This window comes from Niallia circulans NBRC 13626 (assembly GCF_001591585.1).
Lineage (GTDB): Bacteria > Bacillota > Bacilli > Bacillales > Cytobacillaceae > Niallia > Niallia circulans.
Map to the genome: position 1 here is coordinate 317,481 of NZ_BCVE01000001.1, position 12,554 is coordinate 330,034.

Here is a 12,554-nt window from a genome sequence, read left to right on the forward strand (position 1 = left end):
CAATAGTGTATTTTATAATTTATCTTTTCCTGTACTGTTACCCCATAAACGATTTTTCTAATGTCTATTAAGAAATGATTGATAGCCATAAGTATAAACCAATTAATGTAATCATAAGGGTTGGAATGGTTAAAATTATCCCTGTCTTAAAGTAGGTTCCCCATGAAATCTTTACCCCTTTTTGAGACAATACATGAAGCCATAATAAAGTAGCTAATGAACCAATCGGCGTAATTTTTGGTCCTAAATCCGAACCGATAATATTAGCATAAATTAAGCCTTCTTTTATTACTCCTGCTGCATTTGTATCCGCTATAGCTAAAGCATCAATCAAAACAGTGGGCATATTATTCATAATAGAAGAAATAACAGCCGCAAGAAATCCCATCCCTATTGTCGCAAGAAACAGTCCATGGTCGGAAGCAGTTTGAATAAGATTTGATAACAAGCCAGTTAAGCCTACATTACGAAGTCCGTAAATGACTACATACATTCCTATAGAAAAGAAAACGATTGACCACGGCGCTCCTTTTATTACATTGCTAATGGATACTGCTTTGCTTCGTCTGGCAAAAACAAGAAAAACAAGTGAAAGGCTGCCAACAACAGCGGATACCGGAATCGCAAGAAATTCACTGCCAAAATATCCAATTAGTAGAAAGGCTAAGATTATCCAAGAAAATCGGAACATTTGCGGATCCTTAATAGCTTCTGCCGGCAACTTTAGATGGTTTAAATCATACATTTCAGGAATTCTCTTGCGGAAGTAGATATATAGAACAAGCATACTTGCCAATAAGGAAAATAAATTGGGAATAATCATTCTAGAAGCATATTCAACAAATCCGATTTCAAAAAAATCTGCAGAAACAATATTTACTAAATTACTGACGACTAGAGGCAAAGAGGTTGTATCTGCAATAAACCCACTTGCCATGATAAATGGAAAAACCATTCTTTCTTCTACCTTTAATGCTCGAACCATCGACAGCACAATCGGGGTTAAAATAAGCGCTGCACCATCGTTTGCGAATAAAGCTGCCACAAGAGCACCTAAAAGGGAAACATAAAAAAACATTTTTAGCCCGCTTCCATTAGCCATTCGAGCCATATGTAGTGCTGCCCATTCAAAAAAACCTATTTCGTCTAAAATAAGGGAAATGATGATAATAGCAATAAATGCAAGTGTTGCATTCCAAACAATTCCAGTCACATCTGCAACATCATTAAAATCCACTACCCCGACTAATAAAGCGAATATTGCTCCCCCACAAGCAGACCAACCAATAGAAAGATTTTTGGGCTGCCAAATCACAAATGTTAATGTTAATAGAAAAATAATAATTGCCAAAAATGTGTGTAGCAAATTAAGACTCCCTCCATTAGTTACATATAATTTTAATCCCTTTTTATTCCAATACTGTTATATCCTCACATCCATTTGATAAAAATTGTAAAATTTCATTTATCAGTCCATAATATTTACATGTCTTGTTTAATGAATAAAAAACCCATTGACCTTTCTTTTGTTCTTTAACAATCTCTAAGTCTCTCATTTTACGGAGATGCTGACTAATAGCTGGCTGCGACATATTATATATTTCTACCAATTCACATACACAAAATGCTTTTTCGGACAACAAACTTACAATAGATAATCTTGTCTTATCTCCTAACAGTTTTAATACATCTGCTGTCTCTTTTTTAGATAATACAGGTAAAGATTGGTTTTTCTTCATCATTTTCCCCCCTTATTTATGCTACATATAAGCATATACTTATATATTTATGGGAAAGGTAACAAAAAACAAACACATTAATCAGTATTTGTTATCCTGTTATAATTAGAGAAAACTATCCTATCCTTTGAATCTTCATAATAATGGGAGTACTTTTACTTTGCAAGCCAAAAAATAAACGCGGTTGTCCCCCTCTATTTTACGAACAAATTTGAAGTTTTCGTTTTTTCTCTCCTTCAATCACCCTATTTATGGTATAATACGAAACGTTATTGTAAAGAAAGAGGACAAGCAGATGAAACAAACATATTCTATCAAACAAAAGCTATCTCAAATGATTATTATTTTATTTCCTGTACTGGTTACCCAGGTTGGTATTTTTGCATTAAGCTTTTTTGATACAACGATGTCTGGACATTATAGTCCGGTTGACTTAGCTGGAGTAGCAGTAGGCAGCTCCTTGTGGACGCCAATATATACAGGACTTAGTGGTATATTGCTTGCTTTACCTCCGATTGTCTCCCAATTAATAGGAAAAAACGAGCAAAAAGGGGTATCATTTTCTGTTATCCAAGCAGCATACTTATCTTTTAGTATGGCTATCGCCTTATTAATTATTGGTTATTTCTGTTTAGATTCGATTCTTGCAAATCTTGGCTTAGAACAGGATGTCTATAGAGTCGCATATCATTACTTAATCGCATTGAGTACCGGAATTATTCCTATTTTTCTATACTTTGTACTGCGTTCTTTTATTGATTCTCTTGGCCAGACGCAAATTACCATGTTTATAACGCTAATCGCAATACCGATTAATATTCTCTTAAATTTTGCACTAATCAATGGCATTTGGATTTTCCCCGAATTAGGCGGAGTGGGAACTGGGTATGCAACTAGTATTACTTATTGGGTAATGCTCTTTATTGCGGTTTATATCGTCCATAAAAAAAATCCTTTTGTAGCTTTTCAGTTATTTAGCCAATTTCCGGCCGTATCATGGAATAAATGGAAAGAAATATTGACAATTGGCGTCCCGATTGGTTTTTCTGTATTCTTTGAAACAAGTATTTTTAGCGCAGTCACGATTTTAATGAGCAATTATGATACCAATACAATTGCTGCCCACCAATCAGCTATTAATTTCGCTTCTCTTTTGTATATGGTTCCCCTCAGCATTTCTACTGCTTTAACCATTCTTGTTGGTTATGAAGTTGGAGCTAGACGAACAAAAGATGCTAAAGCCTATAGTTGGTTAGGTGTTGGACTTGCTGTAATCATCGCATTTATTAGCGGAATGATTCTTTTGACGTTTCGAACTAACATTGCTGGTATTTATACGAATGACTGGGAGGTTCTCCATTTAACAGCCCACTTTCTTATTTATGCGATATTCTTTCAACTATCTGATGCAATACAAGCACCAATTCAAGGAGCTTTACGAGGGTATAAAGATGTAAATGTTACCCTTATCATGAGTTTTCTATCATATTGGGTAATAGGTCTGCCTAGCGGATATCTTCTTGCCACTTACACTAACTTAGGACCCTTTGGCTATTGGATTGGACTCATTATCGGCCTTGCAACCGGTGCAATTTTCTTAACGAGCAGACTATTTAAAATTCAAAAACACAAATTTAGTGATAAACAATATGAAAATTAACACCGAACTGTGTCAATTAACACAGTTCTTTTTTATGAGATGAAAATGAATTCCTGCCCTAAATCTCCCTTTAGGCAAATACACACTTTTGGCATATGTGAATACAATAAAAAATAAGCATATATTTGTAAGTGAGAAAGGATGAATTTCCAATGTTCCCGTGGAATTTATTCCCTTTTAATAAAGATGCCAAAAGTAGAATGGACCAAATGAATCCGCAAGATATCCAGAAGTATGTGCAAGAAATGATGGATAAACTTATGCCTGAATCTCTACAAAAAATGGAACCAGAGAAAATGTTTCAGAGCTTTTCAAAAGGAGCAAATTATCGTAACGATAATCTTAACCATGCCGAGAAATTTAATTATGTTGTTTTTGAAACACATCATCATGTCTATGTCAGAATTCCTATTCTTGATAGCAGCTGGTTAGAGCATATTAAGATTTTTTATACATCCAATCAACTTATTATACAGCATATCCCCTTATTTGAAGATAAACACACAATCACACTTCCAGCAATTGTTCGAAAAAAAGGATCTGTCGCACTTTATAAAGATGATATTTTAGAAATAAGAATTCAAAAGAATATTGATATTCACTATTCAGAGATTGATGTTACAGAAATGAATTAATAGAAAGAGGAGATTTTTATGAGTTTTGATAACTTAAAAAAAATCTATCAATTTTCAGAGAATAGTCATAAGGAAGACTACTGGAAAGATATGTTTGGATCAAATGAAAAAGCATGGTTCTCCCATCCATCTGCATCCATAAAAAATAGTGATGCGTTTCCTGCTTGCGATTTTTATCTATTCCATTCTCGATATTATATTGACATAGAGTTACCAGGAATAGATATGAATCAGCTTTCGATACATTTAAATAACAATCTTTTATGTATTGAAGGTTATTACCAAACCATTATTCCTGATTGTGCCTATCTTTTAAAAGAACGGCAAAACAAACATTTTATTAAAAATATAACAATACCCAATTATGTAAATCAAAAAGATATTGACAAGAAATATGATAATGGAATATTACAGCTTTCTTTTCCCTATAAAGAAAAGGAGGGAAAGTAACTTCCCTCCGACTAATTATCCTCTTTAAATTTACCGATAATAATTATAGAAATAATTTATCATAGCAATAAAACGGTTTGTCTTTTCCATCAAAAAATGTCGAACCAACCTTATTATATCCATTCTTCACAAATAAGTTTTGGGCCTTATCATTTAATGAATATGTATCCGTTTTTAAGTAAAAAATATCTTGTTCAATCGCATACACTTCAGCAAATGCTAGTAAGTTACTTGCAATGCCGCCTCCACGAATATCAGGATCAACAACTAAACGGTGTAAAACCATATATTCCTTATTATCATAACTCCAATCAATTTTCTCATAATTTTTATCGCCAATTCGATCTATTGTAATAGAACCAACGACTTTATCATCCATAATAGCTACAAATAGATTATTGTTTTCCATATCAGCCAGGAAGCTGGCTTCGTTTGGATATTTATGAGACCATTGATCATTACCTTCTTCTTGCATAATGACCAAAGCCTTTTTTACAATCTCCATAATAACTGGTAAATCATCTATATGTCCTTGTCTAATTTCCACAAATAATTTCTCCTATACAATAATTTATTACCTGATGTCCTATTCTTTATTTTGCTTTATATAAAAGTAGATATTCAGGAAAAATCATTATATAAATTTCTAATCAAAAATACCACTATTTTGATTAATTATAGCGTTTATTCTAGAATTTCCATTTTTCAGATAAAAATATATCCGGACACAAAAAAAATACAGCCTCATCATCAATAGATTGAAGCTGTATTTTTAAAGTTGCGGAAATTTATACTTTATTTACCAATAAATTGCTGCGTCCAATAATTACCATTTTCTACATAACCAACACCAATATGGGTAAATTTATTGCTTAAAATATTCGCACGATGACCTTCACTATTCATCCATGCATTTACTACTTCTTCTGGCGTTCTTTGACCTTTGGCAATATTTTCTCCGGCTGCTTTATACGTTACACCAAATTGTTTCATCATATCAAATGGGCTTCCGTATGTTGGGCTTGTGTGATCAAAATAATTATTTGCACTCATATCTTGTGACTTTGCTTTTGCAACTTTACTTAATTCATTATCTAGAGTAAGTGCTGGCAATCCATTCTTCGCTCTTTCTTTATTCGTTAAATCTACTACTTGCTTTTCAAATGCGCTCACGGAAGAACTTGCATTAGCTGAATTGCTTTTTGTAGATTCAGGGGTAGTATTTTGTTGTGTTGTATTAGATTTTGAATTTGGTTGCTGCTGTACATTACTAGTTTCTTTTGGTTTCGCTGTTTCTTTTTGTACTTCTTTTGGTTTCGCTGTTTCTTTTTGTACTTCTTTCGGTTTGATTGTTTCTTTCTGTACTTCTTTTGGTTTGACTGTTTCTTTTTGTACTTCTTTTGATGTTTCCTTCTGTTTAGTAACAGGATAAAAAGCCTGTTGGTTATCCATAGATCCTATTAACTCGTTCAAAACTTTATCTATATCTATATGATAATTAGAAGATATATTATGGAAAATTTTATTTAACTGTTCTTCTGAAAGATTGTGTGCTTGATAGATTGTTTTAGCTTCTTGTGGTTGAATCGTTGAAGCCTCCGCTTTATTTGCTAGTGGAGTTGCCATCAATAATGTTGAAGCAGCTGCCACTGAAAAAATTAAATTCTTCTTTTTCATTGTTTATTTCCTCCTTGGTTATCCAAATCGAAATAGTCGTAGATTTTGTTGTTTCGACTTACAACAACATCATACCATACGTTTTTTTGTCATATTTCTGGATATTAAAACCAATAGAAAGAAATTGGAATCATTTCACATGGGTAAAAAAGGGATATATAATAGGTTAATAGCTATATCAACTAATTTATCTCCCTTCTTTTCTACAAAATATGAATGGTTATAAAATCCTTTTTTTATATTTTATAGTAACTGAACTATATTTTAGATCAAAAAACATCCTTGACAAACTTTTTTGGACTAACTTTAAATAACATTAAAGACAAACAGTTTACAAAAATTTAGGGTTTATTACAAGCTTTTAGTGTTTATTCTTATTCCTTAGAATGCATAAAAAACGGTAAATTTGGAAACCTAATATGGATTAAAATACCTTATAAAGAATGGAGTATTGATATGAACAAACCGTATTGCTGCCCCAATTGCAAAACAAATCGCAGTCGCTTTAATATTATTCAGCAAGTTCCTCAATCCGTTAAGCTAGATCCGCAAACAGGCAATGTTATAGAGGAATATTCATCTGAGAATTTATCTCCTTTTCATATGGGATATACTGGTCCAGATTATCGAATTCAATGCGCTGCTTGTGGTTTGGTTGAAGATGAAAAAACCTTTATTAAGTTTGGAGAAATGAAAGGATAATAAACGGATTTAAGCATAATGGTAAAAAATGTGGGTGGGACTTAACAAAATATATAATGGTTAAAGACGAACAATCTCTAATTTAGTGGTCAAACCAACTCGTCCCATTACGTTACAGACATTCCATTTCACACCGTTTTTAAAGATTATTTCTTTCCAGCATTTATTTCAAAAGAAACTAAATGGAGCAGCCATGATACACGTAGACTCCTATGGGAGCTGCGAGAAAGTTCAAGACCACACAGGAAAGAGGAGGCTTGGCGCTCGCCCCATGGAAGCGAAGTGTATTCAGGCTGCGGGTGATTACCACAAACCTTCTTTCTTAAAATAAATAAAAAAAACAAACAATTATACGAATTTTTTTAGTGTGTACGTATAATTGTTTGGAGTTAGAATTTGGTTGAATTACTTATGTCCCACTCTCTATCTTTTACCTGAACTATTCAAACGGATGTTCCTTCACTTTTACCTTCCATCCTTCTAATGGTGAAGTCCGAACTAATACTAGATCTTTTTTTATATTTCTTGTTCTGGCATTTTTCATATATACATTACATTCAATGGTAAGAGTAACTTGCAGCGCCTGCCCATAAACTTCAGGATTAACCTCATTTAAACGATTTATTTTGATATTCTCTATCATAGCTAGTTCTGAAGACCAATCTTGCTTCGTTGTAATGTATGATAAAATGGTTGCATCTTTTTCTTTTATCCCTGCGATAAAGGCTTTGACTACATCATTGGGATTCATTTGTTCTAAGTACTGTCTTAATTGACCTGCTGCTTTATAGATCATTAATTTATGAGAAAAATCCATCTTATCTGTTTTATGTGTTGTGCTCCCTAAAAAATGCACACAAAAATGTCCAGGAAAGTTATTTGCTAAGGCACCTGCTCCATGAGGCATGCCATGCATGGAAGCTGCGAACCATTGATCATTTACCATAATGAGAATCGCTCTTCTTCTCCAACTCCATTTCCCTTCATAAATACCTTTCATTATCTTTGTATCTTTTACAGTTAATGGCTGTACATCTGCATGTTGGCTGCCCGCTCTCCGTTGTACCTTAAACTGCTTACCTGTTTCAATATCTAAAATAGTAAATTTGCTATATTTTGGAATAATCTCATTAATGGCATTCCATGATAATAATTGAATATCAAAACTAATCGGGGAAGAAATATTTTCTTCGGCTCCCATCACTAAAGGTGCCGGAGTTATAAGAATACAAAAAAGAAAAAGTAATAGGAATTTTTTCTTGTTCACAATAAACCACCTTCAATATGATTTCCTATTGAAAGTTTGCCCTATTTTCTTCTCCGTACTCTGATTTATCTTCAATTGTTAAAATATCATGCTATTTATAATTGATCCAACGCTGCCCCTATCTTCTTCCAATCGACATTTTCTCCAATAAACACCATATTCAGTGGCATTTTCATGTCTTCTCTCATAAATAAAGGCATGCCGTATGAATATTGAAATAAGTCTGGATGTTTTGCTTGGTGAAATTGAACATATCCTTTTATGCGATAGATCGTATCAGGCAGCTCTCTTAAGAAATCTTCAAATTGGTCTGCTCCAATGCTCTTTTGGAATGTATAAACAAATGTACTTAAATGCAAAGAATGGATGGATGTTTTTTCGATATCCTTATAGTAATGGCTCTCCATTTGGAGTAATTTTTCAAAAGGGAATTTGGAATAAGTAGTCAGCAAACTAAAAGCATGTGGATTAATCGATTGAAGCTCAAAGCTAATTTTTGCTTTTTCAGCTTCTGTTAACTCGTCTTCTTTATTAATAATTAATATACTTGCATGCCTTGCTTGCTCTAGAATAAGTTGTTGAATTGGTGCGTTTAAAGCTGATCGCTCAAGCCACTGTCTTCCATCTATAACTGTTATGATTCCTTTGAATCGTAGACGATTGGCAAAAAGAGGAGAAAGAATCCCATCTATCGTTTCAACAGGATGAGCAGCTCCAGTTGTTTCAAAATAAATAACATCTGGTTTTTCTTCCACTAATAATGTTTGTATTTGTGCTTCCACTTCATCTTGGATCGTGCAGCATACACACCCACCAAGTAACTCTTTTAATGGAATATCATCATCTATTTCGTTAGAGTCAATGGAAATCCTGCCTAATTCATTCATTAAGACAGCCACTTTTCTGCCAAGCTCTTTCTCTTTTTTTAATATTTCTTTTAATAATGTTGTTTTTCCACTACCTAAAAATCCGGAGAGGACGTATATATCTGTCTGTTTCATCTTATATCTTCCTTTATTTATAATAATTTTTGAAAAAAGAGCATGCTTACTTTTTGAAAACAGCCTAAGAAAAAGAGGATGACAATTGTCTGTCACCCTTTACCATGAAGATCTTATTTTTTCATTTCATCTTTTAATACTTCTATCGCTTTTTTCATTTGTGTATCTGATTTTTGAAGTTTTTCCCGGAGTTTATTCATTAATTCTGTTGTTGTTTCTCCGGTAATAATTCCATCTTCTTTTAATTTTTCTTTCTTTTGAAATTCTTTTGCAGCATTTTCCATACTATCATCAAAATAGCCATTTGTATTGTCTACATCATATCCTAATGCTTTTAGCATTTCTTGCGCCGTTTTAACTTCTTCTGAATTGCTGCCTTTTTTCAATTTACTTTCTGGATTAATCATTGTTAAGCTTGCATAACTTGGAAGTTCTACTTTATAGGATGGTTCAATCCCTTTTTCATGAATCCAGCTACCATTTGGTGTCAACCACTTATCTACCGTAAATTTAATATTACTTCCATCTGTGAAACTTTTTGCTTGTTGAACGGTTCCTTTACCAAACGACTTAACGCCAACAAGTGGAACATTGGCAGATTGATTAACCGCACCAGCTAATATTTCTGAGGCACTTGCACTTCCACCATCGATTAACACAACAAGTGGAATGTCCATATTACTGCTATTTTGCGAAGTAACTTTTTCTACAGTTCCATTTTTATGTTCGATTTGATAAATAATTTCCCCATCTGGGACAAATAAACCAGCAATTTTCTTTACTTCTTCTAATAAACCGCCTGGATTATGACGTAAATCAAGGACAATACCTTTCATACCATCCTCTTGATATTTATTTAAGATATCGACTAATTCCGTTGCTGTATGCTCCGAGAAGCTTGTTATTTGGATTTTAGCAATTTTATCTTTACCCATTTCTCCATAAACAGTCTCAATCGGAATCGTATCTCTTGTAATCGTTATTTTTAACGGTTCACTTACACCAGACCGTTCTATTTCTAATTCTACATTTGTCCCTTTTTCACCACGAATTAAAAGAACAGCTTCTGAAGAACTCATTCCTTGTAATGACTCACCATCTACTGTAAGAATTTTATCGTTCGGTTTAATTCCTGCCTTTTCAGCTGGTGATCCTTTTATTGGCGATACTACTACAATGCTATCATTTAATTGCTGAATTTCTGCTCCTATGCCTTCAAAAGAGGAAGAAATACTTTGTTGGAAGTTTGCAGCCTCTTCTTCATTCATATAATCAGAATATGGATCATCAAGTGCTGTAAACATCCCGTCAATAGCACCATTCACTAAATCTACTGAATTTAAATCCTTGTAATAGTTATCCATTAATGTATCATACGCTGTATACAGTTTATTGAATTCTTCCCTCTGATTATTTACCGTAACAGCAGGCTCATCACCAAAAGAAAAAGCAATCGTTGTAATCCCAGCAGCGGCAATGACTACTACAAATAAAAGCATGACAAAATAAAACTTCTTAATTTTTATATATCCTTGTTCGCTTTCTTGCTCTATTTCTTTTTCTGTATTATTGTTACTGTTATCCAAATACTTCACCACTTTCGTTTCCAAGAGAGTTTTACACTATGTATGCAAATAGAATACCACGTTTATTTTTACTTAATCAAATATAAGGAAATTCTTCTATTAATAGGGAACAGAAAAGGAATGATTGATGTGGTATTCCTCCTTTTCTGCGCCCTAGCTTATATTTTTCGAACGACCTTAAAGTACTCTTCTAAGGTCCAGTCATTTTCATAAATATCTTTTGCAGATTTTTTACCTACATATCGAAAATGCCACGGTTCAAATTCATATTGTGTGATTTTCTCCTTCCCTTTCGGATAACGGAGAATAAAGCCATATAAATGAGCATTTTCCTTTAACCATTTTCCTTCTTTCGTCTCTCCGAATTCCTCTGTTAATAAGAAGTTGGCACTCTCACTTGATATATCCATTGCAAGTCCTGTTTGATGTTCACTATTTCCAGGGTACGCAACTGCTTGTACCGCCTTCTCTTTTCCAACCCGGCTAACCTCCGCATCATAGACCTCCGTTTGACGGTTGTAAGAACGATAACCAGAAACTGCATAAAGTGTAATGCCACTTTTCTTTGCATCGTTAAACATGTCCTGCAACGCTTTTGCTGCTTCTTTTCTCATATAACTTTTTTCAATATCCTGATTACCAAAGGAAAATTCAACATTTGGTCTCACTAAATCCTTTGGAGCATAGCCATCTGGTAAGCCGAATTCTTTATTAACAAGAGAAACAATATTTGTTGGATTTTGAATGATCTTTCTTCCATCAACCTCTTTTATGTCATTAAAAAAAATAGATTCAAGTGTCCAAGGTGTTTTTTCTTCCTCTGACACTGTCTCAGAAGGTTGTTGCTCCTCATCCTTGACCTGATCCTCTTTGTTAACTGGTGTTTCCACTTCTTGTTCCTTTTCAGTTTTATCCCAAAAAGAAACTTTGTCTTGTATTGATTTTAAATCTACTTTTTCACACCCTGTTAACATTGCAATCGCTAATGCTAAAGATGAGATAGCTACTGATTTCTTCATTTATGTCACCTTACATATCATTAAATTTTCTACACTACTGGATTTTATAAAGGTATGCAAAAAGCATACCTTTTTCTATTGCTAATTATTTTATTGCTGCTTCTAAAGCCACTTCAATCATTTCATTAAATGTTGTTTGTCTTTCATGTGCTGTTGTTTCTTCGCCAGTTAAGATATGATCACTTACAGTTAAAACAGAAAGGGCTTTACGATTAAATTTAGCAGCTATCGTATAAAGTGCAGCTGTCTCCATTTCTATTGCTAAGATTTGATATTTCGCCCATTTTTCCAGCTCAGAATTATCGTTATAAAACATATCTGCGGTAAAGACATTTCCTACTTTTAAAGATAGTCCTTTATCCAATCCACTATCATACGCTTTTTTCAGCAAATCAAAGTCCGCTGTTGGCGCGTAATCTACTCCTCCAAAGGTTAAACGATTCATTTGAGAATCCGTTGAAGCACTCATTGCAAGAATGACGTCTCTTACTTTTACATCCTTTTGGATTGCACCACATGTTCCAACACGAATTAAGTTTTGGACATTATAGCTGCTAATTAACTCATTAATATAGATAGAAATAGATGGAACTCCCATCCCTGTACCTTGTACACTAATTCTTTTTCCTTTATATGTCCCTGTATAACCAAACATATTACGAACTTCATTATAGCACACTGCATCTTCTAGAAAATTTTCAGCAATATATTTTGCTCTTAATGGATCCCCTGGAAGTAAGACAGTTTCTGCAATTTCCTGTTCTTTTGCACCAATATGTACACTCATTTTTATTTCCTCCAATTGACACTCATTTCAT

General features: G+C 33.6%; 13 protein-coding genes. 4 read left to right on the forward strand and 9 right to left on the reverse strand.

From position 1 onward, the window contains the following. Window positions 1-67: 67 nt before the first annotated feature. Both BCI01S_RS01745 and BCI01S_RS01750 read right to left on the reverse strand, forming a co-directional pair. On the reverse strand, window positions 68-1,366 hold the full coding sequence (locus tag BCI01S_RS01745) for an arsenic transporter (protein WP_047940475.1): 1,299 nt from the start codon (window positions 1,364-1,366) through the stop codon (window positions 68-70). A gap of 43 nt (window positions 1,367-1,409) precedes the next feature. After that, the gene (locus BCI01S_RS01750; RefSeq protein WP_095322265.1) at window positions 1,410-1,739 is read right to left on the reverse strand and encodes an ArsR/SmtB family transcription factor; all 330 of its coding nucleotides are present in this window, start codon (window positions 1,737-1,739) and stop codon (window positions 1,410-1,412) included. Between the two features lie 295 nt (window positions 1,740-2,034). Here BCI01S_RS01750 and BCI01S_RS01755 point away from each other — a divergent pair, with 295 nt between their 5' ends. The 3 genes from BCI01S_RS01755 to BCI01S_RS01765 all read left to right on the forward strand — a co-directional run bounded on the left by BCI01S_RS01755 (window position 2,035) and on the right by BCI01S_RS01765 (window position 4,484). Next, the gene (locus BCI01S_RS01755) at window positions 2,035-3,399 is read left to right on the forward strand and encodes an MATE family efflux transporter (protein WP_047940473.1); all 1,365 of its coding nucleotides are present in this window, start codon (window positions 2,035-2,037) and stop codon (window positions 3,397-3,399) included. Between the two features lie 152 nt (window positions 3,400-3,551). Next, entirely contained in the window at window positions 3,552-4,034 is a 483-nt protein-coding gene (locus tag BCI01S_RS01760) for an Hsp20/alpha crystallin family protein (protein WP_047940472.1), read from the forward strand. Window positions 4,035-4,052: 18 nt separating this feature from the next. Then, entirely contained in the window at window positions 4,053-4,484 is a 432-nt protein-coding gene (locus BCI01S_RS01765; RefSeq protein WP_047940471.1) for an Hsp20/alpha crystallin family protein, read from the forward strand. Between the two features lie 43 nt (window positions 4,485-4,527). Here the strand turns inward: BCI01S_RS01765 and BCI01S_RS01770 are convergent, their stop codons facing one another. After that, window positions 4,528-5,031 (reverse strand): GNAT family N-acetyltransferase, encoded by a 504-nt coding sequence (locus tag BCI01S_RS01770; protein ID WP_061796411.1) that lies wholly within the window; start codon window positions 5,029-5,031, stop codon window positions 4,528-4,530. 248 nt (window positions 5,032-5,279) lie between these two features. Beyond that, window positions 5,280-6,161, reverse strand: a complete 882-nt coding sequence (locus tag BCI01S_RS01775) for a CAP domain-containing protein (protein ID WP_047940469.1) — start codon at window positions 6,159-6,161, stop codon at window positions 5,280-5,282. A gap of 456 nt (window positions 6,162-6,617) precedes the next feature. Between BCI01S_RS01775 and BCI01S_RS01780 the strand changes: the two genes are divergently transcribed. Further along, the gene (locus BCI01S_RS01780; protein WP_047940468.1) at window positions 6,618-6,863 is read left to right on the forward strand and encodes a hypothetical protein; all 246 of its coding nucleotides are present in this window, start codon (window positions 6,618-6,620) and stop codon (window positions 6,861-6,863) included. Window positions 6,864-7,302: 439 nt separating this feature from the next. Here BCI01S_RS01780 and BCI01S_RS01785 read toward each other — a convergent pair whose 3' ends face one another. The 5 genes from BCI01S_RS01785 to deoD all read right to left on the reverse strand — a co-directional run bounded on the left by BCI01S_RS01785 (window position 7,303) and on the right by deoD (window position 12,523). Continuing rightward, window positions 7,303-8,130 (reverse strand): hypothetical protein, encoded by an 828-nt coding sequence (locus tag BCI01S_RS01785; protein ID WP_235844423.1) that lies wholly within the window; start codon window positions 8,128-8,130, stop codon window positions 7,303-7,305. A 95-nt stretch (window positions 8,131-8,225) separates the two neighbouring features. Next, window positions 8,226-9,131: a CobW family GTP-binding protein gene (locus tag BCI01S_RS01790; RefSeq protein ID WP_061796414.1), complete on the reverse strand. Its 906-nt coding sequence runs from the start codon at window positions 9,129-9,131 to the stop codon at window positions 8,226-8,228. Between the two features lie 113 nt (window positions 9,132-9,244). After that, window positions 9,245-10,717 carry a lmo1851 family serine protease gene (locus BCI01S_RS01795; protein WP_061796418.1) on the reverse strand — a complete coding sequence of 491 codons (1,473 nt, stop codon included), beginning with the start codon at window positions 10,715-10,717 and terminating at the stop codon, window positions 9,245-9,247. A 158-nt stretch (window positions 10,718-10,875) separates the two neighbouring features. After that, the gene (locus BCI01S_RS01800; RefSeq protein ID WP_047940465.1) at window positions 10,876-11,736 is read right to left on the reverse strand and encodes a M15 family metallopeptidase; all 861 of its coding nucleotides are present in this window, start codon (window positions 11,734-11,736) and stop codon (window positions 10,876-10,878) included. Window positions 11,737-11,821: 85 nt separating this feature from the next. Further along, window positions 11,822-12,523 (reverse strand): purine-nucleoside phosphorylase, encoded by a 702-nt coding sequence (gene deoD / locus BCI01S_RS01805; protein ID WP_047940464.1) that lies wholly within the window; start codon window positions 12,521-12,523, stop codon window positions 11,822-11,824. Window positions 12,524-12,554: the final 31 nt, after the last annotated feature.